Raw genomic sequence first — 25,780 nt, forward strand, 5'->3', positions numbered from 1 at the left:
AGCTTGTGGAGACCATGATGGCTACCCCGACCGACAAGGTCGTCGAGGCCCTGCGCGCCTCGCTCAAGGAGACCGAACGCCTGCGGCAGCACAACAAGCAGCTCGACGCCGCCACCCGCGAACCCCTGGCCATCATCGGCCTGAGCTGCCGCCTGCCCGGCGGCGCGGACAACCCCGAGGCGCTCTGGCGCCTGGTCACCGGCGGCGTGGACGCGGTCGGCGACCTGCCGACCAACCGCGGCTGGGACCCGGCAACCATCTACGACGCGGACGCCACCGGCCCGCAGGCCACCGAGGCCGGTTTCCTCTACGACGCCACCGAGTTCGACGCCGACTTCTTCGGCATCTCGCCTCGGGAAGCCGCCGCGATGGACCCGCAGCAGCGCCTGCTGCTGGAGGCCTCCTGGACCGCGATCGAACACGCCGGGATCGACCCGACCGCGTTGCACGGCAAGCCGGTCGGCGTGTTCGCCGGCGTCTCCGGCCAGGGCTACGGCGTTGGCCTGCAACAGGCGGGCACCGGCTCCGAGGGCTACTTCCTCACCGGCGGCGCCACCGCGGTCGCCTCCGGCCGCATCGCCTACACCCTCGGCCTGTCCGGCCCCGCGGTCACCATTGACACCGCCTGCTCCTCCTCGCTGGTCGCCTTGCACCTCGCCGCGCAGTCCCTGCGCACCGGGGAATGCGAACTGGCCCTGGTCGGCGGCGTCGCGGTGATGGCCACCCCCGGCGCGTTCACCGAGTTCTCCCGGCAGAGCGGCCTGGCCCCCGACGGCCGGTGCAAGTCCTTCTCCTCCACCGCCGACGGCGTTGGCTGGGGTGAGGGCGTCGGCGTGCTGCTGGTCGCCCGCCTGTCCGACGCGCAGCGCCTCGGCCACCGGATCCTCGCGGTGGTGCGCGGCAGCGCGATCAACCAGGACGGCGCCTCCAACGGCCTCACCGCACCCAGCGGCCCGGCCCAGCAACGGGTCATCCGCGCCGCGCTGGCCAACGCCCGACTGTCCACTTCGGACGTCGACGTGGTCGAGGCACACGGCACCGGCACCACCCTCGGCGATCCGATCGAGGCGCAGGCCCTGCTGGCAACCTACGGCCAGGACCGCGACCGTCCACTGTGGCTGGGTTCGCTCAAGTCCAACATCGGCCACACCCAGGCCGCCTCCGGCATCGCCGGGGTGATCAAGATGGTCCTCGCGCTCAACCACGGCATGCTGCCACGCACCCTGCACGTGGACGAGCCGAGCCCGCACGTGGACTGGTCAGCGGGCTCGGTCGCACTGCTCACCGAGGAACAGCCCTGGCCCGAGGGCGTGCGCCGGGCCGCGGTGTCCAGCTTCGGCGTGAGCGGCACCAACGCGCACGTCATCCTGGAACAGGCCCCCGCCGCCGCACCGGCCACCCCTGACACGCCGATCCTCGACGTGGCCCCGATCCTGCTCTCCGCCAAGGGCCCCGACGCCCTGCGCGCCCAGGCCACCGCCCTCCGCCAGCTGGACGCGCCGCTGGCAGACCTGGCCTACGCCACGCTCACCTCGCGCGCCAAGCTCAGCCACCGCGCACTCGTGCTCGCCGACACCCGCGACACCCTGCGCACCGCCCTGGACGCCCTCGCCGCCGGCGACCCCGCCCCCGGCCTGATCCAGGGTGCCGTGGCCGAGGGCCGCACCGCGTTCCTGTTCTCCGGCCAGGGTTCCCAGCGCCTGGGCATGGGCCGCGAACTGGCCGCGAAGTTCCCGGTGTTCGCCAAGGCCTTCAACGCGGTGTGCACCGAACTGGACCGGCACCTGGAGCGCCCGCTCCGTGAGGTCCTCGACACCGAGGAACTGCACGAGACCGGCTACACCCAGCCCGCCCTGTTCGCCATCGAGGTCGCGCTGTACCGCCTGGTCGAATCCTTCGGCGTCACCCCGGATGTCGTGGCGGGCCACTCGATCGGCGAGCTGGCCGCCGCGCACATCGCGGGCGTGTTCTCCCTCCCCGACGCCGCGAAGCTGGTCACCGCGCGCGGCAGGCTGATGCAGGCGTTGCCCGCCGGTGGCGCCATGGTCGCCGTGCAGGCCAAGGAGGAGGAGGTCCGGGCGACGGACGAGGTGGCCATCGCCGCGATCAACGGTCCGGACTCGGTGGTCATTTCCGGGACCGAGTCCGCCGTGCTCGCGCTGGCCGCCGAGTTCGCCGCCCAGGGCCGCAAGACCCGGCGGCTCCAGGTCAGCCACGCCTTCCACTCCCCGCTGATGGACGGCATGCTCGCCAACTTCCGCGCCGTCGCCGAGACCGTTTCCTTTGCCACCCCGGAGATCCCGCTGGTCTCCACGCTCACCGGCCAGCCGGTGTCCGCCGAACTGACCAGCCCGGACTACTGGGTGCGGCACGTGCGCGAGTCGGTTCGCTTCGCCGACGCGTTGCGCTGCCTGGCCGCGGACGAGGTGGTCACCTTCCTGGAGATCGGCCCCGGCGGCGTGCTGTCCGCACTGGGCCAGGAAACCCTGGACGCCGCCTTCCTGCCGCTGCTGCGCAAGGACCGCGCCGAGCCCGAGGCCCTGCTCACCGGCCTGGCCGAGGCCCTGGTCCGCGGCGTGGACGTCGATCTGTCCACTGTGGCCGGTGGCAGTCGGATCGACCTGCCCGGCTACCCGTTCCAGCGGCAGCACTACTGGCTGGACGGCGCGGCCCCCGCCGACGCCGCCGCACTCGGCCTGACCGCCGCCGACCACCCGCTGCTCGGCGCGGCCCTGCCGCTGCCCGGCAGCGACGGCTTCGTCTTCACCGGCAGCCTCTCCCTGCGCACCCACCCCTGGCTGGCCGATCACACCGTCCTGGACACGGTCCTGTTGCCCGGCACCGCGTTTGTCGACCTGGCCCTGCACGCCGGCCGCCAGCTCGGCGCGGACGCCGTGGCCGAACTGACCATCGAGGCCCCCGTGGTGCTGCCCGCCGACGGCGCGGTCCAGCTCCAGCTCGCGGTCACCGCCCTGGACGAGACCGGCCGCCGCGGCCTGACCCTGCACTCCCGCACCGGTGACACCTGGCTGCGGCACGCCAGCGGCCTGCTCGCCACCGACTCCGCACCCGCCCAGCCGGAAGGCGTGTGGCCGCCCGCCGATGCCGTCCCGGTGGACGTCTCCGGGCTCTACGACCGGGTCGCCGAATGGGGCTACGACTACGGCCCCACCTTCCAGGGCCTCAAAGCCGCCTGGCAGCACGGCGCCGACGTGCTCGCCGAGGTCACCCTGCCCGACAACGACGGCGCCGACTTCGGCGTGCACCCGGCCCTGCTGGACGCCGCCCTGCACGCGGTCGGCCTGGGCACCCTGATCGCCGACACCGGCCAGGCCCGGCTGCCCTTCCTGTGGAACGACGTCACCCTGCACCAGCCCGGCGCCTCCACCGTCCGGGTCCGCCTCACCCCGGTCGCCGCCGACGCCGTCTCGCTCACCCTGTCCGACACCGCGGGCAACCCGGTCGCCTCGATCGGCTCGCTGGTCCTGCGCCCGGTCTCCGCCGAACAGCTCCAGACCGCCAGGGACAGCCAGGACTCACTGTTCCGCGTTGACTGGACCGAACTGTCCACAGTGGAGTCCGAGCTGACCGACGCGGTGGTGGTGCACAGCACCGAGTCCGACGTCCGGGCCGCCACCGCGCACATGCTCCAGGCCGCCCAGGACTTCCTGGCCAACCCGGAACTCGCGCTGGACCGCCTCATCGTGGTCACCACCAACGCGGACACCGACCTGGCCGCCGCCGCGGTACACGGCCTGATCCGCGCCGCCCAGGCCGAGGAGCCCGGCCGGTTCGTGCTGGTCGACACCGACGACCAGGCCCTGCTCGGCGCCGCGGTGGCCACCGGTGAACCCGAACTCCGGATCCGCGGCGGCAAGGTCTACGCCCCGCGCCTGGCCCGCGCCACCGGCACCGCCGCCAAACTCGTCGGCCCGGTGCTGGTGACCGGCGCGACCGGCAGCCTCGGCGCACTGTTCGCCCGGCACCTGGTCACCGAACACGGCGTCCGTGACCTGGTCCTCACCAGCCGCCGCGGCCCCGACGCCCCCGGTGCCACCGAACTCCGCGACGAGCTGACCAGCCTGGGCGCCAACGTGATCATCGCCGCCTGTGACGCCGCCGACCGCGACGCCCTGGCCGCCCTGCTCACCGCGCACCCGGTCAACGCCGTGGTGCACACCGCGGGCGTGCTCGACGACGGCATGCTCACCGCGCTCACCCCCGACCGCCTGGACACCGTGCTGCGCCCCAAACTGGACGCCGCCCGCAACCTGGACGAGCTGACCGGCCCGGACACCACCCTGGTGCTGTTCTCCTCGGCCGCGGCCACCTTCGGCAACGCCGGTCAGGGCAACTACGCCGCCGCCAACGCGGTCCTGGACACCCTGGCCCGCCAGAGTTCCACCCAGGGCAGGCCCACCGTGTCACTGGCCTGGGGCCTGTGGGCACAGGGCATGGCCGACGGCGTGGACACCACCCGGCTCACCCGCGGCGGCGTCAACGCACTGTCCACAACGGACGGTCTGGCGCTGTTCGACGCGGCCCTGGGCTCCGGCGAACCGGTCCTGGTGCCGATGCGCCTGTCCACCAAGGCCACCAGCGAGGAGATCCCGCCGCTGCTGCGCGGCCTGATCAAGCCCAAACCACGCAAGGCCACCGAATCCGGCTCGGACAGCCTGCGCCAGCGGCTGGCCGGACTCGACCTGGACGACCGGGCCACCGCGCTCATCGACCTGGTGCGGGCCAAGGCCGCCGCCGTGCTCGGCCACGGCTCGGCCGGTGCGGTGCAGGAAAGCCGCGCCTTCCAGGACCTGGGCTTCGACTCGCTCACCGCGGTCGAACTGCGCAACCAGCTCACCGCGGCCACCGGCCTGCGGCTGCCCGCCACCCTGGTTTTCGACTACCCCACCCCGGTCGCACTCGCCGGCTACCTCCTGGAGGAACTGCCGGTCGACCAGGCCACCACCCCGGTGCTGGCCGAACTGGACCGCCTCGCGGCCAGTCTGACCGCGCTCACCGGGGACACCCGCGCCGAAGCCGTCGCGAGACTCCGGGCCCTGCTGTCCACAGTGGACGAACAGCCCGACCAGACCCCCGCCGCCCAGCTCGACTCGGCCACCGACGACGAACTCTTCGCCCTCGTCGACTCCGAGCTTGGCGTGCACTGACCACCGACCACGACGAATACCGAGGGGGCGGCATGTCGCCGACGACTGAGGACAAGCTCCGCGACTACCTGAAGCGGGTCATCGCGGACCTCCAGCAGACCAAGGCGCGCCTGCACGAGGTGGAGGCCGAGGACCGCGAGCCGATCGCGATCGTCGGCATGGCCTGCCGCTACCCCGGCGGGGTCAGCTCGCCCGAGGACCTGTGGCGGCTGGTCGACAGTGGCGGCGACGCCATCTCCGGCTTCCCGGCCAACCGCGGCTGGGACCTCAACGGCCTCTACCACCCCGACCCCGAACACCCCGGCACCTCCTATGTGCGGGAGAGCGGGTTCCTGCACACCGCCGACGAGTTCGACCCCGGCTTCTTCGGCATCTCCCCGCGTGAGGCCCTGGCCATGGACCCGCAGCAGCGGCTGCTGCTGGAAACCGCCTGGGAGACCTTCGAACGCGCGGGCATCGACCCGGCCACGGTGCGCGGCAGCAAGACCGGCGTGTTCGCGGGCCTGATGTACCACGACTACGCGGCCCGCCTGCACAGCGTGCCCGCCGGGGTCGAGGGCTACCTCAGCACCGGCAACTCCGGCAGCGTGGTCTCCGGCCGGGTGTCCTACACCCTTGGCCTGGAAGGGCCTTCGGTCACCATCGACACGGCGTGCTCCTCCTCGCTGGTCGCCCTGCACCTGGCCGTGCAGTCGCTGCGCAACGGCGAATGCACCCTCGCGCTGGCCGGCGGCGTGGCGATCATGTCCACCCCTGGCGCCTTCGTCGAGTTCTCCCGCCAGCGCGGCCTCGCCCCCGACGGCCGCTCGAAGTCCTTCGCCGCGGCCGCCGACGGCACCTCCTGGTCTGAGGGCGTCGGCATGCTCCTGGTCGAACGCCTCTCCGACGCCCAGCGCAACGGGCACCCGATCCTCGCGGTGGTGCGCGGCAGCGCGGTCAACCAGGACGGTGCGTCCAACGGCCTCACCGCCCCCAACGGCCCGTCCCAGCGCAGGGTGATCCGCGCCGCGCTGGCCAACGCCCAGCTCACCGCCGAGGACGTGGACGCGGTCGAGGCGCACGGCACCGGCACCGTGCTCGGCGACCCGATCGAAGCCCAGGCCCTGCTGGCCACCTACGGCAAGGAGAAGTCGGCCGAGCAGCCGCTCTGGCTCGGCTCGCTCAAGTCCAACCTGGGCCACACCCAGGCCGCGGCCGGTGTCGGCGGCATCATCAAGATGGTCATGGCACTGCGCAACGGCGTGCTGCCGCAGACCCTGCACGTGGACGAGCCCACCCCGCACGTGGACTGGTCCGCCGGTGCCGTCTCGCTGCTCACCGAGGCCCAGCCGTGGCCGGACACCGGTCGCCCGCGCCGCGCCGCCGTGTCCAGCTTCGGCGTCTCCGGCACCAACGCGCACACCATCCTGGAACAGGCCCCTGCCGCCGAATTCGCCGAGCCCGCAACAACTCCGGCGGTGCTGCCGATCGCACTGTCCGCCCGCGGCCCCGAGGCCCTGCGTGCCCAGGCCGCCAACCTGCTCGGCTTCCTCGACCGGAACCCGGACCTGCCGCTCGCCGACCTCGGCCGCGCCCTCGCCCTGGGCCGCAGCGCTTTCGAGCACCGCGCCGTCGCCCTCACCCGTGACCCGGCCGACCTGCGTGGCGCGCTCACCGCCCTGTCCACCGGGACACCCGCCGCGAACCTGGTCACCGGCGAGAGCATCGGCACCGGCAAGGTCGTCTTCGTCTTCCCCGGCCAAGGCTCGCAGTGGCAGGGCATGGCCGTCGAACTCCTGGAAACCTCCCCGGTTTTCGCCGCCCGCCTCACCGAATGCGCCGAGGCCCTGCGCGAGTTCACCGACTGGGACCTCCTCGACGTCCTGCGCACCGGTGACTTCGAGCAGGTCGACGTGGTGCAGCCCGCACTGTGGGCGGTCATGGTGTCCCTGGCCGCGCTGTGGCGGGCCAACGGCGTCGAACCCGCCGCGGTGATCGGCCACTCCCAGGGCGAGATCGCCGCCGCCGCCGTCTCCGGCGCGCTGTCGCTCCGTGACGCCGCCAAGGTGGTCGCCCTGCGCAGCAAGGCGATCCGCGCTCTCGCGGGCAAGGGCGGCATGATGTCGGTCTCGCTGCCGGTCGCCGACGTGGAAGCCCGCCTGATCCGCTGGGACGGCCGGATCTCGATCGCCGCGGTCAACGGCAGCGCCTCCGTGGTGGTCGCCGGTGACCCGGACGCCCTGGAAGAGCTGTTCATCGACTGCGAGACCGCGGAAATCCGGGTGCGCAAGATCCCGGTGGACTACGCCTCGCACTCCGCGCACGTGGAAAGCATCCACGACGAACTGCGCACCGTCCTCAGTGGACTGCAGCCGAAGGCCGCCGAGATCCCGTTCTACTCCACCGTCTTCGCCGAACGGTTCGACACCACCGGCCTGGACGCCGAGTACTGGTACACGAATCTGCGCCAGACCGTGCGCTTCGAGGAAACCGTGCGACTGCTGGGCGAGGCCGGGTTCCGGTTCTTCGTCGAGGCCAGCCCGCACCCGGTGCTCACCTTCGGCATCCAGGAAACCGTGGAGGCCGTCGCGGTCGGCTCACTACGCCGCGACGAAGGTGGCCTGGACCGCTTCCTGACCTCGCTGTCCGAGGGCCAGGTTCGCGGCCTGCCCGTGCGCTGGGACACCCTGTGGGGCGGCAGCGCGCACCTCGACCTGCCCACCTATGCCTTCCAGCGCAAGCGGTTCTGGCTGGAGGACGGCACCCCCGCCGTCGAGCACACCGCCGACCCGGCCGACGCCGAGTTCTGGGCCGCGGTCGAGACCGAGGACCTCGGCACCCTGGCCGCCACCCTGGGCGCCGAGGCCGACACCCTCACCGGCGTGCTGCCGGTGCTCGCCGCCTGGCGCCGCCAGCGCCGCGAACAGTCCACTGTGGACGGCTGGCGGTACCGGGTGGAATGGCGGCCGGTCACCCCGCCCGCGGCCACCCTCACCGGCGACTGGCTGGTCATCCAGCCCGAAGGCCACACCAAAACCGTGCTGCCCGGCGCGCACATCCTGGAAATCGGCGGCTCCCTGGACCGCGCCACCCTCGCGGACCGCTTGACCGCACTCGACTTCGCCCCAGCCGGAGTGCTGTCCCTGCTCGCCCTGGACGAATCCCCCCTGGCCGAACACCCGCTCCCGGCCGGACTCGCCGGGACCGTGGTGCTCACCCAGGCCCTCGGCGACGCCGGGATCAGCGCCCCGCTGTGGTGCGCCACCCGCGGCGCCATCTCCACCTCCGCCACCGACCGCGTCCGCAGCGCCACCCAAGCCCAGGTCTGGGGCCTCGGCCGGGTAATCGCCCTGGAACACCCCGAACGCTGGGGCGGCCTGGTCGACCTGCCCGACCGCCTCGACGACACCACCACCGCCCGCCTGCACGCCGTGCTCGCCGCGGCCGATGAAGATCAGGTCGCCCTCCGCGCCGCCGGGGTCTTCGCCCGCCGCCTCGGCCACGCCCCGCTCGGCTCGGCCGCCCCGGTCCGCACCTGGCAGCCCACCGGCACCGCACTGGTCACCGACGGCTCCGGCGCACTCGGCTCACTGGTCGCGCAGTGGCTGTCCCGCAACGGCATCGAGCACCTGGTGCTCGCCGGAACGCACGACGACAGCGCGGAAATCCTGCGCGCCCAACTGGAAGCCGACGGCACCCGGGTCACCCTGGCCGCCTGCGAGGTCGGCGACCGGGCCGCACTGCGTGCCGTGCTGGCCGAACACAACCCGGCCACCGTGGTGCACGCCCCGCCGGTCGTCCCGCTGAACCCCTTGGCGGACACCGATCTGGCGTCCTTCGCCGCCGTGGTCAACGCCAAGACCGCCGCCGCCGCACACCTGGACGCCCTGCTCGACGACACCGTCGAGACCGTGGTGTTCTGCTCCTCGGTCGCCGGGATCTGGGGCGGCGGCAACCAGGGCGCCTACGCCGCTGGCACCGCCTACCTGGACGCGCTCGCCGAGGCCCGCCGCGGCCGGGGCCTGCCCGGCACCGCCATCGCGTGGAGCCCATGGGACGGCGGCGACACCACCACCGAGGACAGCTACGGCGAGTTCCTGCGCCGCCGCGGCGTCACCGCGATGGACCCGGAACTCGCGCTCTCCGCACTGCGCCAGGCCATCGAGCACGACGAGCCGGTGCTCACCGTCGCCGACATCGACTGGGCCCGGTTCGTGCCCGGCTTCACCGCCGCCCGGCCAAGTCACCTCTTCGACGAACTGCCCGAGGCCCAGGCCCGCACCGAGGCCGAACCGGCCGCGGCGGTGGAAACCTCCCCGCTGGTGCGGCGCCTGTCCGGACTGTCCGAAGTGGACCAGTCCAAGCTGGTCCTGGACCTGGTCCGCACCCAGCTCGCCGCGGTCCTGGAACACGCCTCCCCGGACGCCGTCGACGTCAACCGGGCCTTCCGCGAACTCGGCTTCGACTCGCTCACCGCGGTCGACCTGCGCAACCGCCTCAACACCGCGACCGGCCTGAAGCTCCCGGCCACCCTGGTCTTCGACTACCCGACCGCGACCGTGCTCGCCGAACACCTGCGCGGCGAACTCGTCGGCCACGCCGCGCAGATCGCCGGACCGGTGTACACCGCGGCCGCCGACGACGAGCCGATCGCCATCATCGGCATGGCCTGCCGCTTCCCCGGCGGCGTCACCAGCCCGGAAGCGTTGTGGCGCCTCATCGAAGCCGGCGGCGACGCGATCACCGGCTTCCCCACCGACCGAGGCTGGGACCTCGGCGCCCTGATCGACCCCAACGGCCGCACCGGATCCAGCTACGTCGGCCACGGCGGCTTCCTGCACGACGCGAGCGAGTTCGACCCGGCCTTCTTCGGCATCTCCCCGCGCGAGGCCCTGGCCATGGACCCGCAGCACCGCCTGCTGCTGGAAACCTCCTGGGAGACCTTCGAGCGTGCGGGCATCGACCCGGATTCCCTGCGTGGCAGCCGGACCGGGGTGTTCGCCGGGACCAACGGCCAGCACTACGCCCCGCTGCTGGCCGGTGCCCCGGAGAACCTGTCCGGCTACCTGGCCACCGGCAACGGCGCCAGCGTGCTCTCCGGCCGGATCTCCTACACCTTCGGCCTGGAAGGCCCTGCGGTCACCGTCGACACCGCCTGCTCCTCCTCACTGGTCGCCCTGCACTGGGCGGTCCAGTCCCTGCGCAACGGCGAATGCTCACTGGCACTGGCCGGTGGCGTGACGATCATGTCCACCCCGGACATGTTCTTCGAGTTCAGCCGCCAGAACGGCCTGGCCCGCGACGGCCGCTCCAAGGCCTTCGCCGCCGCCGCGGACGGCTTCGCCCTCGCCGAAGGCGTGGGAATGCTGCTGGTCGAACGCCTCTCCGACGCCCGCCGCAACGGCCACCCGGTGCTGGCCATCGTCAAGGGCAGCGCGGTCAACCAGGACGGCGCGTCCAACGGCCTCACCGCCCCGAATGGCCCGTCCCAGCAACGCGTCATCCGCCAGGCCCTGGCCAACGCCGGACTGTCCACTTCGGACGTCGACCTGGTCGAGGCGCATGGCACCGGCACCACCCTCGGCGACCCGATCGAAGCCCAGGCACTCATCGCCACCTACGGCCAGGACCGGGAAACCCCACTGTGGCTGGGTTCGCTGAAGTCCAACATCGGCCACACCCAGGCCGCCGCCGGGGTCGCGGGTGTGATGAAGACCGTGCTGGCCATGCACCATGGCCTGCTGCCCAAGACCCTGCACATCGACGCGCCCAGCCCGCAGATCGACTGGTCCGCCGGATCCGTCTCGCTGCTCACCGAGGCCCAGCCCTGGCCCGAGGGCGTGCGCCGCGCGGCCGTGTCCAGCTTCGGCATCAGCGGCACCAACGCGCACGTCATCATCGAAGCGGCCCCCGCCGAAGAACCGGTCGAAACCTCCACTGTGGACACTCCGGCGCCGGTCCGGCTCACCGCCCGCACCCCCGAAGCCCTGCGGGGCCAGGCCCGCGCGCTCGCCGCGCACCTGGCGTCCCACCCGCAGACCCACCTGCCCGACCTGGCGCACTCCCTGCTCAGCACCCGCGGCGCCTTCGACCAGCGCGCCCTGCTGGTCGCCAGCACCACCGCCGAACTGAGCACCGGCCTGGACGCGCTCGCCACCGGCGAACCGTGGCCCGGCCTCACCACCGGCGTGGCCGCGGCGGGCGAGCAGGTCGCCTTCGTCTTCCCCGGCCAGGGCTCGCAGTGGCTCGGCATGGCCGTGGAACTCTTCGAGACCAACCAGGTCTTCGCCGACCGCCTCACCGACTGCGCCCAGGCCCTGGCCGAGTTCACCGACTGGGACCTCCTGGAAGTGCTGCGCGGCAACGGCCCCGGCTTCGACCGCGTCGACGTCGTGCAGCCCGCGCTGTGGGCCGTCATGGTCTCCCTCGCCGCGCTGTGGCGCAGCTTCGGGGTTGAGCCCTCGGTGGTCGTCGGCCACTCCCAGGGCGAGATCGCCGCCGCCGCCGTTTCCGGTGCACTGTCCCTTCAGGACGCCGCCCGGGTGGTCGCGTTGCGCAGCAAGGCGATCCGGGCGCTGGCAGGCAAGGGCGGCATGATGTCCGTGCCGCTGCCCCTCGCCGAGGTCGAGGACCGCCTGGCCCGCTGGGACGGCCGGATCTCGGTGGCCGCGGTCAACGGCCCGACCGCGATCGTGGTCGCTGGTGAGCCCGCCGCCCTCGACGAGCTGTTCGCCGAGTGCGAGGCCGCGAACATCCGGGCCCGCAAGATCCCGGTGGACTACGCCTCGCACTCCGCGTATGTGGCGGAGATCCGGGACGAGATCCTGCGTGTGCTGGCCCCCATCCGGCCGCGCACCTCCGACATCCCGTTCCACTCCACCGTCACCGGCGAACTGATCGACACCGCCGAGCTGGACGCCGGGTACTGGTACACCAACCTGCGCCAGACCGTCCGATTCGCCGAGGTCACCCGTACCCTCGCTGAGCAGGGCTACCGCTACTTCGTCGAAGCCAGCCCGCACCCGGTGCTCGTCGTCGGACTGCAGGAGACCCTGGAGGAGACCGGCAGCAACGCCATCGCCCTCGGCTCGCTGCGCCGCGAGGAAGGCGGCCTCGGCCGGTTCCTGCTCTCCCTCGGCGAGGCCGCCGTGCGCGGACTGCCGGTCGATTTCAGCCAGGTGCTCACCGGCGCCCGCCGGATCGACCTGCCCACCTACGCCTTCCAGCGCGAGCGCTACTGGCTGGACACCCCGCGCGGCACCGGATCCGACGCCGCCGAACTCGGCCTCACCGCCGCCGAACACCCGCTGCTCGGCGCCGCGATCACCCGCCCCGACAGCGAGGAACTGCTGTTCACCGGCAGGATCTCGGTGCGCACCCACCCCTGGCTGGCCGACCACGCGGTGCTCGGCTCGATCCTGCTGCCCGGCACCGCCTTCGTCGAACTCGCCCTGCATGCCGCCGTGGCCGCCGGTTGCGACCGGGTGGAGGAACTCACCCTGGCCGCACCGCTGGTGCTGCCCGAGGACGCCGCGGTCAACCTGCATCTCACCGTCGGCGCACCCGAACCGACCGGCGCCCGCACCCTGACCGTGCATTCCCAGACCGGCGCGGACGAGCCCTGGCAGCTGCACGCCACCGGCACCCTGCTGCCCGGCCTGGGCACCCCGGTCGCGGTCGGCGCCTGGCCGCCCGCCGGTGCCGAACCCGTTGCCCTGGACGGACTCTACGACCGGCTCAGCGAGGCGGGCTACGACTACGGCCCCAGCTTCCAGGGCCTGCGCACCGCCTGGACCAAGGGCGGCGAGGTCTTCGCCGAGGTCACCCTGCCCGAGGACCACCAGGACACCGGCTTCGCCCTGCACCCGGCCCTGCTGGACGCGGCCGTGCAGGCCATCGGCCTCGGCGGCTTCTTCAGCGCCGACCAGGCCCGGCTCCCGTTCGCCTGGACCGGGGTCAGCCTGCACGCCACCGGCGCGGCCAGCCTGCGCGTCCGACTGTCCAAGGTGGACGGTGACGGCATCGCACTCGCGGTCACCGACCCCGGCGGCAACCCGGTCGCCACGGTCGACTCCCTGGTGCTGCGGGCCCTGTCCGCGGACGCCCTCGGCGGCGGCCACCACGACTCGCTGTTCCAGTTCGACTGGGCCACCGTGCCCGCGCCCAGCACCCCGCTCGGCCGGGCCGCGGTCATCGGCGACGCCCTCGGGGTCGCCGCCGGCCTGCGCACCGCGGGCGTCCGGGTGGACAGCCACGCCACACTGGCAGAACTGACCGAGGTGCCAGAGCTGGTATTCCTGCCACTGCCCACAGTGGACGGACCACTGGCCAAGGCCGCGCACACCGCCACCCTTATCGCTCTTGAGGCGGTACAGGGGTGGCTCGCGGGGGAGCGGTTCGTCCACTCGCGACTGGTCCTGGTGACCCAGGGCGCGGCCGGGCAGGTCACCGATCCGGCTGGTTCCGCGGTCTGGGGCCTGGTCCGCTCGGCCCAGGCCGAGGAACCCGGCCGGTTCCTGCTCATCGACCTCGACGACCAGGACGCCTCCGCCCGCCAGCTCGCCGCCGCCGCGCAGACCGGCGAACCGCAACTGGCCATCCGCCAGGGCAAGCTCACCGCACCCCGCCTGGCCCGGGTGCCCAACACCGCCACCGACCGTTCGGTCGGGAGCGGATCCGCGCTGGTCACCGGCGGTACCGGCACCCTGGGCGCACTGGTCGCCCGGCACCTGGTCACCGGCCGCGGCGTGCGCGACCTGGTGCTCACCAGCCGCCGCGGCCTGGCCGCCCCCGGCGCCGCCGAGCTGCGGGACGAACTCACCGCACTCGGCGCTCGGGTCCGGATCGAGGCCTGCGACGCCGCCGACCGGGACGCCCTGGCCGCACTGCTCGACACCCTTGATCACCCCCTGTCGATCGTGGTGCACGCGGCAGGGGTGCTCGACGACGGCGTACTGGCCGCGCTCACCCCGGACCGGCTGGCCAAGGTGTTGCGGCCCAAGGTGGACGCCGCGGTCAACCTGCACGAACTGACCGGCGACGTGACCGAGTTCATCCTGTTCTCCAGTGCCGCCAGCACCTTCGGCGGCGCGGGCCAGGGCAACTACGCCGCGGCCAACGCCTTCCTGGACGGACTCGCCGCCTACCGCCGTGAACTGGGCAAACCGGCCGTGTCCCTGGCCTGGGGCCTGTGGGCGCAGACCAGCGGCATGACCGGCCACCTGGACGAGGCCGAGCTGGGGCGGCTGGCCAGGGCGGGCATGGCACCCCTGTCTTCAGAACAGGGGTTGGCACTACTGGACGTGGCCAGCACAGTGGAATCGGCGGTGCTGGTGCCCATCAGGTTGGACACCACGGCGCTGCGGGCACAGGCCGAGGTGCCCGCCCTGCTGCGAGGGCTCGTCCGCAAGCCCGGTCGTCGAACGGCGACCGGCGCGGCCCCGGACGCCACGGCGCTCACGCAGCGACTGCACGGCCGCACCGGCGCCCAGCGGCGCGAGGTGCTGCTGGACCTGGTCCGCGGGCAGGTTGCCGCGGTGCTGGGGCACTCCTCGCCGGAAGCGGTGGAGGAGAGCAAGGGCTTCCTGGAACTCGGGTTCGACTCGCTCACCGCGGTCGAGCTGCGGAACCGGCTGAACGCGGCCACCGGCCTGCGCTTGGCCGCGACGCTGGTCTTCGACCACCCGACTCCGGAAGCGCTGGCCGCGCACCTGGACGACACCGTGCCCCAGGACACGGCCCCGGCGGGTGGCAGCCCGCTGCTGGCCGAACTGGACCGGCTGGAGGCCAGCCTGTCGGTGATCGTGCCCGACGACCTGTCCGGGATCGCCCCGGACGAGGAGTCCCGCGCACGCATCACCCTCCGGCTGAAGTCCCTGCTGGACCGGTGGACCGAGGCAAACGGCGCAACCGCGGCGGAGGACCTGGAAACGGCGACCGACGACGACCTGTTCGACCTCATTGGCAAGGAGTTCGGGATCTCGTAAGGGATTCCAGAACTGGGGAGAAGGGAACCACAGTGTCCAATGAGGACAAGCTCAGGCACTTCCTCAAGCAGGTGACCGCCGATCTGCGGCAGACCCGGCAGGAACTGGCCGAGGTCCGCGAGGCCGAGCGGGAGCCGATCGCCATCATCGGCATGAGCTGCCGCTACCCCGGTGGCATCGGCTCGCCTGAGCAACTGTGGGACCTGCTGGCCGCGGGCGGGGACGCCGTCACCGGGTTCCCGGCCGACCGCGGCTGGCCCGACCTGCTCGACGACGACCCGTCCGCCACCGGCCGCACCTACACCGGCCACGGCGCGTTCCTGGACGGCGTGGCCGAGTTCGACCCGGCCTTCTTCGGCATCTCCCCGCGCGAAGCCCTGGCCATGGACCCCCAGCAACGCCTGCTGCTGGAAACCTCCTGGGAAGCCTTCGAACGAGCGGGCATCGACCCGACCACGTTGCGCGGCAGCAAAACCGGCGTGTTCGCCGGCGTGATCTACAACGACTACGCCGCCCGCCTGCACGAGGTCCCCGAGGGCGTCGAGGGCTACCTCGGCACCGGCAACTCCGGCAGCGTCGCCTCCGGCCGCATCGCCTACACCCTCGGCCTGGAAGGCCCCGCGCTCACCATCGACACGGCGTGTTCGTCCTCCCTGGTCGCGCTACACCTTGCCGCACAAGCACTCCGCAAGGGCGAATGCACCCTGGCCCTGGCCGGCGGCGTCACCACCATGGCCACCCCGCAGATCTTCGTCGAGTTCAGCCGCCAGCGCGGCCTGGCCACCGACGGCCGCTGCAAAGCCTTCGCCGACGCCGCCGACGGCACCGGCTGGGGCGAAGGCGCCGGCCTGCTCCTGGTGGAGAAACTCTCCGACGCCCAACGCAACGGCCACCCGATCCTGGCCGTGCTCAAGGGCAGCGCGGTCAACCAGGACGGCGCCTCCAGCGGCCTCACCGCCCCGAACGGCCCGTCCCAGCAACGCGTGATCCGCGCCGCCCTGGCCGACGCCCGCCTCACGCCCGCCCAGGTCGACGTGGTCGAGGCGCACGGCACCGGCACCCGCCTCGGCGACCCGATCGAAGCCCAGGCGGTACTCGCCGCCTACGGCCAGGACCGGGAAACCCCGCTGTGGCTGGGCTCGGTGAAGTCCAACATCGGCCACACCCAGGCCGCAGCCGGGGTCGCGGGCGTGATCAAGATGGTCATGGCGATGCGGCACGGGGTGCTGCCCAGGACGCTGCACGTGGACGAGCCGTCGCGGCAGGTTGACTGGTCGGTGGGCGCGGTGTCGCTGCTGACCGAGAACCAGGAGTGGGCGGCGGAGGTGCGGCGGGCCGGGGTGTCCAGCTTCGGCGTGAGCGGCACCAACGCGCACGTGATCCTGGAACAGGCCCCAGCACCCACGGAACCCGAGGCAGCCACCACCGCCGCACCCGTGACAGTTGCCGGGACCGCAGCCACGACCGCCGCCGCCAGGACGGCTGCCACCGCCATCGCCGCTGGGACCGCTGCCACCGCGCTCGGATCCCCCGCCGTCCTCCCCTACCTCCTCTCCGGCAAAACCGCCGCCGCCCTGCGCGCCCAGGCCAGCCGCCTCCGCGACCACCTCGCCACCCACACCCCCGCCCCGCTCGACCTCGCGCACACCCTCACCACCCGCGCCGCCTTCGAGCACCGCGCCGTCCTGCTCGGTGACCCCGCCACCGCCCTGCACGCCCTCGCCACCGACGAGATCACCCCCACCGTCGTCCGCGGCAGCACCACCCGCCCCGGCAAGGTCGTCTTCGTCTTCCCCGGCCAGGGCTCCCAATGGCGTGGCATGGCCGTCGAACTCCTCGACTCCGCCCCGGTTTTCGCCGCCCGCATCACCGAATGCGCCGACGCGCTCGCCGAGTTCACCGACTGGAACCTCCTGGACGTCCTGCGCGACAACGACTACGAGCGGGTCGACATCGTGCAGCCCGCGCTCTGGGCGGTGATGGTCTCCCTCGCCGCACTCTGGCAGTCCCACGGCGTCGAACCGGCCGGAGTGATCGGCCACTCACAGGGCGAGATCGCCGCCGCCGCCGTCTCCGGCGCCCTCTCGCTCCGCGACGCCGCCAAGGTGGTCGCGCTGCGCAGCAAGGCAATCCGGGCCCTAGCAGGCAAGGGCGGGATGATGGCCGTGCCGCTGCCGGTCACCGAAGTCGAAGAACGGCTGACCCGCTGGGACGGCCGGATCTCGGTCGCCGCGGTCAACGGCGCCTCCTCGGTCGTGGTCGCCGGAGACCCGGACGCCCTGGACGAACTCTTCGCCGACTGCGCCGACACCGACGTCAAGGCCCGCCGCATCCCGGTCGACTACGCCTCACACTCCGCGCACGTCGAAGAGATCCGCGCGGAACTCCTCACCGTCCTCAGTGGACTCTCGCCGCAGCCATCCCGGATCCCCTTCCACTCCACCGTCACCGCCGGGCTGATCGACACCACCGCCCTGGACGCCGGGTACTGGTACACCAACCTGCGCCAGACCGTCCGGTTCGAGGAGACCGTGCGCGGACTGCTCGCCACCGGGCACCGCGGCTTCGTCGAAGTCAGCCCGCACCCGGTGCTCGTGGTCGGCATCCAGGAAACCGCCGACCGCGTCGAAACCCCGGCGGTCACCGTCGGTTCACTGCGTCGCGACGAGGGCGGGCCGCAGCGGGTGCTGACCTCGCTCGCCGAAGCCTGGACCCGCGGTCTGCCGGTCGACTTCGGGCCCGCGGTCACCGGCGGCAACCGGATCGACCTGCCCACCTACGCCTTCCAGCACCAGCGTTACTGGCTCGAACCCGCCACCGGCATCACCGCCGACGAGCAGTTCTGGACCGCGGTGGACAACCAGGACCTCACCGCACTGGCCGACCTGCTGCCCGGCCTGGCCGCGCGCCGCGCCAAGCCCGAACCCGCGCCGCAGCCAACCCCCGAACCCGGCTTCGCCGAACGACTCGCCGCACTCGACCCGGCGCAGGCCCAGCGCCGCCTGCTCGACCTGGTCCGCAGCCACGCCGCCGCCGTACTCGGCCACGCTGGGGCCGAGGACGTCGACACCGACCGCGCCTTCCTGGAATCCGGCTTCGACTCGCTCACCGCCGTCGAACTGCGCAACCGCCTGGCCGGGGCCACCGGCATCCAGCTCGCCCCCGGCCTGCTGCTCCAGCACCCCACCCCGGCCGAACTAGCCGCCCACCTGCGTGACCGCCTCGGCGCCGCCGAAGCTCCGGCCGGGAAACCCAGCACCCTGGCGAACCTCTACCAGGAGTCCGTCCGAAGTGGACGGATCACCCAATTCATGGACCTCCTGGCCGACACCGCCGGATTCCGGCCGAGCTTCGACGAGACCAGCGACCGCACCGACCTGACCCGCCCCATCCGGCTCTCCGCCGAGGGCCAGGGCCCGGTGCTCATCGGGTGCAGCGGCACCGCGGCCATCTCCGGCCCGCACGAATTCGCCCGCCTGGCCACCGCCCTGCGCGGCCGACACCCGATGGCCGCCCTGCCACTGCCCGGCTACCTCGACGGCGAACCACTGCCGAACACGCTGACCGCCGCGCTCCGGCTCCAGGCCGACGCCGTGCTGACCCAGGCCGACGGCCGCCCGTTCGTCCTCATCGGACACTCCGCGGGCGCCATCCTGGCCCACCAGCTCGCCGCGCACCTGACCGAACACGGGCACCCGCCTGCCGGACTGGTGCTGCTCGATATCTACGAACCTGACCACAACGGCCCGATCGGCCAGTGGCAGCGCGAGCTGACCGAATGGATGCTCGGCAATCAGGGCGACTACGTGCCCGCCGACGACACCCGGCTCACCGCCATGGGCGCCTACTACCGCCACCTCGCCGGGTGGCAACCGACCGACCTCGCCGTGCCCACCCTGCTGGTGCGCGCCAGCGAGCCGATGGGGGAGTGGACCGGCGAGGGCGACTGGCGTTCGCACTGGCCGTTCCCGCACACCGCGGCCGATGTGCCCGGCAACCACTTCACCATGACCCAGCACCACGCCCAGGCCACTGCCCAGTCCATTGTGGACTGGCTCGCCGAATCCGTCACCGTCGCCGGACAAGCGAAGTAGGAACAGGAACCACGATGACAGCAGACACCGGCGACAACGGCCTCTGGCTGCGCCGATTCCACCCCGTCGAGGACAGCAAGGTCCGGCTGGCCTGCTTCCCGCACGCCGGTGGCGCCGCGAGCTTCTTCTACCCGTTCTCCGCCGCGCTCACCCCCTCCATCGAGGTGCTGGCCGTGCAGTACCCGGGACGGCAGGACCGGCGCGCCGACCCGCGGATCGAGAACGTGCAGGAGTTCGCCAGGGAGATCGTCAAACCCCTGCTCGCCTGGACCGACAAGCCGCTTGCCCTGTTCGGGCACAGCATGGGCGCGAGCATCGCCTTCGAGGTCGCCACCCTGCTGGAGCAGGAGTTCGACTTCCGGCCGGCCGCGCTGTTCGCCTCCGGCCGCCGCGCCCCGTCCCGGCACCGGGACGAGCGCGTGCACCAGCAGAGCGACGACGGCATCGTGGCCGAGCTGCAACGGCTTTCCGGCACCGACTCCGCGCTGCTCGGCGATGAGGAACTGCTGCGCATGGTGCTGCCCGCGATCCGCAGCGACTACAAGGCAGCCGAGACCTACCGGTGGCAGGGCGGGGTTCCGCTGTCCTGCCCGATCACCGCGATCGTCGGCGAAAGCGACCCGAGGGTCACCTTCGACGAGGCCACCACCTGGGGCGAGCACACCCGCGAGGACTTCGCGCTGCGCACCCTGTCCGGCGGCCACTTCTACCTCAACCACCACCAGTCGGACGTCGTCAACGAGATCTCCGACCAGCTCATCTCCTTCTGCGCCAAGGAGGCGTGATGTCCGACCGCACGCCGAGCCAACTGGGCCTGCACCTGCAGATGACCCGGGGGCTCCAGTGGCACTTCGGCACCACCGGCGACCCGTACGCGCTCATCCTGCGCGCCCAGGCCGACGACCCGACCCCCTTCCACGCCATGGTCCGCGACCGCGGCGTGCTGCACCAGAGCCTGCTCGGCGCGTACGTCACCGCCGATCACGACCTGGGCCGCACCATCCTCACCGACCCGCGACTGGGCCTGCGCAAGGCCGACGGCGAACCACCCGCGCCGCAGGTGCTGTCCCTGGACGAGACCTTCCTCGGCCTGGGCGCGGCCGAACACGCCCGGATCACCGAGCGGGCCGCGAACCTGCTCAGCGAACAGGCCGTGCACATCCACGAACCGCACGTGCGCCGCCTGGCCGAGGCCCGGATCTCCGGCCACAGTGGACAGTTCGACCTGGTGACCGACTTCGCCGCGCCACTGGCCGTGGACCTCACCGCCGACCTGCTCGGCATCCCCGAGCCGGACCGCGCGCACTTCGAGAGCCTCTGCGCCGACCTGCGGCCCACCCTGGACTCGCTGGTCTGCCCGCAGCCACTCGGCCCGACCAGGGCCCTGCTGGCCGCGCTGGCCAACGTGACGAAGCTGTTGTCCGACATGGGTTGCACCGTGCCCGAGGCCCGGCACGCCGCGGTGATCACCGCCACCGCCGGGGTCGAGATCGGCACCACCCTGGTGGTCAACGCGGTCGCCGCGCTGCTGGCCCGCCCCGAGCAGTGGGCGAAGCTGGCCGGCGACCCCGGCCTGGCCGCCGACGCCATCGCGGAAACCCTGCGCTACGACGCCCCGGTCCAGCTGCACACCCGGGTCGCCCTGGCCGACATGGAGTTCGCGGGCACCGAGATCCCCAAGGACAGCCAGCTGGTGGTCCTTTCCGGTGCGGCAGGCCGGGATCCGGGACTGTACGCCGACGCCGACGAGTTCGAGCTGACCCGCAACCCCGGCCCGGCCCCACTGGCCTTCACCGGCGGATTCCACAGTGGACTCCTCGCCCCACTGCTGCGCGTGCACGCCGAGACCGCCCTGCGCGTCCTCGCCGAAAACACCCCCCGGCTCCGCCAAACCGGCAAACTGGTCCGCCGCCGCCGCTCCCCGGTCCTCCGCGGCCCCCTGCACCTCCCCGTCACCTCCTAAGCCACCCCCCACCCGCCGACTTGGCCCAAGTCGTACGCCAAGTTGGCCCAACCGGGCGTACCAGTTGGGCCAAGTCGGCGGGCTCGTCGCCCGCTTCCCGGAAGGAGCCGCCGATGCGTGTGCTCATGACCTCCTTCGCGCACAACACCCACTTCTTCAGCATGGTGCCGCTGGCCTGGGCGCTGCGCACCGCGGGCCACGAGGTCCGCATCGCCAGCCAGCCCGCGCTCACCGACGCGATCACGCACGCCGGACTCACCGCGGTCCCGGTCGGCGAGGACCACGTCATCCACCAGACCCGCGAGCAGAACACCAGCCAGAAACAGGCCGACCACCCGGAGATCAACTTCTCCGAGACCCGGCCGGACATCCTCACCTGGGACTACATGCTCGGCATGTACACCATGATGACGCCGATGTTCTACTCGTTGGCCAACAACGACTCCATGGTCGACGAGCTGGTCGCCTTCGCCCGCGCCTGGCAGCCCGACCTGGTCATCTGGGAGCCCTTCACCTGGGCCGGATCCATCGCCGCACGGGCCAGCGGGGCCGCGCACGCCCGGCTGCTCTGGGGCCCGGATGTGCTGACCCGCACCAGGAACCGCTTCCTGGAACTGCACGACCAGCAGCCCCCGGCCCACCAGGACGACCCGCTGGCCGAATGGCTGGGCTGGACCATGGAACGGCTCGGCCTGAGCTTCGACGAGGAACTGGTCAGCGGTCAGTGGACCATCGACCAGACCCCGGCCAGCACCCGGCTGCCGGTCGGCCAGCCCATCGTGCCCATGGGTTACGTGCCCTACAACGGGCCCGCCGTGGTGCCGGACTGGTTGCGCGCCAAGCCCGAGCGGCCCAGGGTGTGCATCACCCTCGGCGTGTCCGCGCGGGAAAGCCTGGGCGGTGACTCGGTCTCCTTCACCGACCTCATCGAGGCCATGGCCGACCTGGACATCGAGATCATCGCCACCATGAACGCCGCCCAGCAGGCCGAACTCGCCGAGTCGACCACGGTGCCGGACAACCTGAAGCTGGTGGAGTTCGTGCCGCTGCACGCGCTGATGCCCACCTGCTCGGCGATCATCCACCACGGCGGCGCCGGCACCGCGGCCACCGCGATGCTCTACGGCGTGCCGCAGCTGCTGCTGCCGGAGATGTTCGACGCCGTGCTCAAGGCCCAGCAGCTGGAGAGCATCAACGCCGGGCTGTACCTGCGCCCGGCCGAACTGACCGCACAAGCCTTGCGGGACAAGCTTGTCCGCCTGCTCACCGACCCCGCCTTCGCCGCCGGCGCGGCCGGGCTGCGCGGCGAGGTGCTGGCCGACCCCAAGCCCAACGAGATCGTCCCGGAGCTGGAGCGCCTGGTCGCCCGGCACCGCGCCCCGGTCCCCACAGCGTAAGGACATCCCATGTACGACACCGAGTTGGCCGACGTTTACGACGCCATCTACCGCGGCCGCGGCAAGGACTACCCGGCCGAGGCCGCCCAGGTGCACGAGCTGATCACCGACCGCAAGGCCGATGCCACCGACCTGCTCGACGTGGCCTCCGGCACCGGCGCGCACTTCGGCCCGTTCACCGAGCTGTTCGAGCACGTCGAGGGCCTGGAGCTGTCCGAGGCGATGGTCCGGATCTCCGGCGACCGCCACCCCGCGGTCACCGTGCACCAGGGCGACATGCGCGAGTTCGACCTCGGCCGCACCTTCCACGCGGTCACCTGCATGTTCAGCTCCATCGGCTACATGAGCGACCAGTCCGACCTGGACCGCGCGCTGGCCGCCTTCGCCAAGCACCTGGAGCCCGGCGGCGTCATCGTGATCGAGCCCTGGTGGACGCCGGAGAAGTTCCTGCCCGGCTATGTCGGCGGCGACGTGGTCAAGGTCGACGGCCGCACCATCGCCCGGGTCTCGCACTCCCGCCTGGAGGGCACGCACACCCACATGGACGTGCACTACACGGTCGCCGACGCCGAGAACGGCATCCGGCACTTCACCGACACGCACGTCATCACCCTGTTCACCCGCGAGCAGTACGAGACCGCCTTCGAGCGGGCCGGCTGCGCCGTGGACTACATCGAGGGCGGCCCGTCCGGCCGCGGTCTGTTCGTGGGAGTCGTGAAGTGAGTCGTAGCAAGAAGCTGGTCGCCGCGCTGGCCCTGGTCACCGCCACCACCCTGGTGGCGAGCACCGGAGCCAGCGCGGCACCGGCCGGCGCCCGCACGGGAGTGCATCCGCTGGTCGCCCAGATGACCCTGGACGAGAAGCTCTCGTTCGTGCACTGGACGGTGGCCTTCACCGGCCCGTTCAGCGTCGGCTCGCTGCCGGGCGTGCCGCGACTGGGCATCCCGGAGGTCCGCTCGGCCGACGGCCCCGCAGGCATCCGGCTGAACAACCAGCCCGCCACCGCCATGCCCGCGCCGGTCGCGCTCGCCGCCACCTTCGATGACGAGCTGGCCCGCAAGTACGGCGAGGTCATGGGCCGCGATGGCCGTGCCCTGCAACAGGATGTGGTCTTCGGCCCGATGATGAACATCATCCGGGTGCCGCAGGCCGGGCGGAACTTCGAGACCTTCAGTGAGGACCCGCTGGTCTCCGCGCGCACCGCGGCCGCGCAGATCAAGGGCATCCAGAGCCAGGGCCTGATCGCCACCGCCAAGCACTACGCGGCGAACAACCAGGAGCAGAACCGGCAAAACGTCAACGTCACCGTTGACGAGCAGACCCTGCGCGAGATCGAGCTGCCCGCCTTCGAGGCCTCGGTCAAGGCCGGGGTCAGCTCGGTGATGTGCGCCTACAACAAGGTCAACGGCACCCCGTCCTGCGGACACCAGGAGCTGCTGACCTCGATCCTGCGCGAGCAGTGGGGTTTCCAGGGCTGGGTGATGTCGGACTGGCTGGCCACGCACAGCACCGACTCGATCAGCAAGGGCCTGGACCAGGAACTGGGCATCGACTGGAGCCAGGGCGTCGAACACGGCATCCCCGGCGGCCTGCACTTCGGCAAGAAGCTCAAGGAAGCCGTGCAGGGCGGTCAGATCCCGATGTCCACAGTGGACCGGGCAGTCAGCCGCATCGTCGGCCAGCTGGACCGGCACGGTCTCATTGGCGCCAACCCGCGCCCCCGGCCCACCCGGGACCTGGCCACCGCCAACGCGGTCACCCAGCAGGTCGCAGAGGCCGGCGGGGTGTTGCTGCGCAACCAGAACCAGGCCCTGCCGCTACTGGCGGGCGAGGGCGCCAGCATCGCGGTGATCGGCCCGCGCGCCAAGGACCCCAAGGTCACCGGCCTGGGCAGCGCGCACGTGGTGCCGGACAAGGCCAACGCGCCCCTGGACACCATCAAGGCCCGTGCAGGCGCGGGCGCCACGGTGACCTACTCCGCCGGTGAGGAACTCGTCGGCTCGCCCATCCCGGCCGGCACGCTGACCCCGGCCTTCCCGACCGGCACCGTGCTCCAGCCGGGCACCGCTGGCCAGTTCTACGACGGCACGCTGACCGCTCCGGTGACTGGGGACTACCGGATCGCGATCGAGGCCACCGGCGGTTTCGCCACCGTGCAGATCGGCAACCAGACCCCGATCGAGGCAGGCGAGGTCTACGGCAAGATCACCAGCGCCGTGGTGCACCTGACCGCGGGCACGCACAAGATCACCATGTCCGGCTCCGCGCCGGTGGCTTCCTCGTTGTCGGTCAAGCTGTCCTGGGTCACCCCGGAGGCCGCCGAGGCCGCCATCGTGACCGCGGTCCAGGCCGCCAAAACCGCCCGCACCGCGGTCGTCTTCGCCTACGACGACGGCATGGAGGGCTACGACCGGGCCAACCTGGGCCTGCCCGGCCGCCAGAACAAGCTGATCACCGAGGTGGCCAAGGCCAACTCCAACACCGTGGTCGTGCTCAACACCGGCTCCTCGATCACCATGCCCTGGCTGGACAAAACCGCCGCGGTGCTGGACATGTGGTATCCGGGCCAGACCGGCGCCGAGGCCACCACCGCGTTGTTGTTCGGGGACACCAACCCCAGCGGAAAGCTGACCCAGACCTTCCCGGTGGACGAGAACACCCACCCGGTGGCCAACAACCCGGAGCGCTACCCCGGGATCGGCAACGAACAGAAGTACACCGAAGGCATCCAGGTCGGCTATCGCTGGTACGACAAGCAGAAGGTCAAACCGCTGTTCCCGTTCGGGCACGGCCTGTCCTACACCAGCTTCACCTACACCGACCTGTCCGCCAAGACCGTCGCGGACGGCATCGAGGTCAGCTTCTCCCTGCGCAACACCGGGATCCGCAAGGGCAAGGAGGTGCCGCAGGTCTACCTGGGCGCCAGCCCGCTGGTGACCGCGGCGCAGGCGGACAAGGCGCTGGCCGGCTACACCAAGGTGGAGCTGTTGCCCGGTGAGACCAAGCGGGTGACGGTGAAGGTGGACGCGCAGCGGCTGAAGTACTGGAACGCCACGACCGATCGGTGGGTCACTGGGGCAGGAACCCGGTCGATCCAGGTCGGGCCGTCCTCGGCGCAACTGCCGCTGAAGACCACGGTTGTCGTGCTGCCATAAGGTTTTCGCTGTGCCAAGGGCCCGGGTGCGCAGTACCC

At 72.1% G+C, this 25,780-nt stretch carries 7 protein-coding genes and 1 pseudogene; all 8 read left to right on the forward strand.

Features of this window, described 5'->3' with window-relative positions; all coding sequences use genetic code 11:
- Positions 1 to 5 precede the first annotated feature (5 nt).
- The 8 genes and pseudogenes from ACTOWY_RS31585 to ACTOWY_RS31620 all read left to right on the forward strand — a co-directional run bounded on the left by ACTOWY_RS31585 (position 6) and on the right by ACTOWY_RS31620 (position 25,742).
- Positions 6 to 5,168, forward strand: coding sequence for an SDR family NAD(P)-dependent oxidoreductase (locus ACTOWY_RS31585; protein WP_441313259.1), 5,163 nt, complete (start codon positions 6 to 8; stop codon positions 5,166 to 5,168).
- Positions 5,169 to 5,200: 32 nt separating this feature from the next.
- Positions 5,201 to 15,133, forward strand: a complete 9,933-nt coding sequence (locus tag ACTOWY_RS31590; RefSeq protein WP_441313260.1) for a type I polyketide synthase — start codon at positions 5,201 to 5,203, stop codon at positions 15,131 to 15,133.
- Between the two features lie 32 nt (positions 15,134 to 15,165).
- Positions 15,166 to 19,227, forward strand: a pseudogene (locus ACTOWY_RS31595) (type I polyketide synthase); the annotation flags it as partial.
- Positions 19,228 to 19,241: 14 nt separating this feature from the next.
- Positions 19,242 to 20,012 (forward strand): thioesterase II family protein, encoded by a 771-nt coding sequence (locus tag ACTOWY_RS31600; protein WP_441313261.1) that lies wholly within the window; start codon positions 19,242 to 19,244, stop codon positions 20,010 to 20,012.
- Positions 20,012 to 21,190, forward strand: coding sequence for a cytochrome P450 family protein (locus tag ACTOWY_RS31605; RefSeq protein WP_441313262.1), 1,179 nt, complete (start codon positions 20,012 to 20,014; stop codon positions 21,188 to 21,190). The genes ACTOWY_RS31600 and ACTOWY_RS31605 overlap by 1 nt, the downstream gene beginning before the upstream one ends.
- Positions 21,191 to 21,303: 113 nt before the next feature.
- Positions 21,304 to 22,587 (forward strand): activator-dependent family glycosyltransferase, encoded by a 1,284-nt coding sequence (locus tag ACTOWY_RS31610; RefSeq protein WP_247758469.1) that lies wholly within the window; start codon positions 21,304 to 21,306, stop codon positions 22,585 to 22,587.
- 9 nt (positions 22,588 to 22,596) lie between these two features.
- A complete protein-coding gene (locus ACTOWY_RS31615; protein ID WP_441313263.1) occupies positions 22,597 to 23,310 on the forward strand; it encodes a class I SAM-dependent DNA methyltransferase in 714 nt (237 codons plus the stop codon).
- Entirely contained in the window at positions 23,307 to 25,742 is a 2,436-nt protein-coding gene (locus tag ACTOWY_RS31620) for a beta-glucosidase (protein ID WP_441313264.1), read from the forward strand. The genes ACTOWY_RS31615 and ACTOWY_RS31620 overlap by 4 nt, the downstream gene beginning before the upstream one ends.
- The last annotated feature ends 38 nt before the right edge of the window (positions 25,743 to 25,780 follow it).

The organism is Crossiella sp. CA198, from assembly GCF_052078295.1.
In the GTDB taxonomy this organism is placed as follows: Bacteria; Actinomycetota; Actinomycetes; order Mycobacteriales; family Pseudonocardiaceae; genus Crossiella.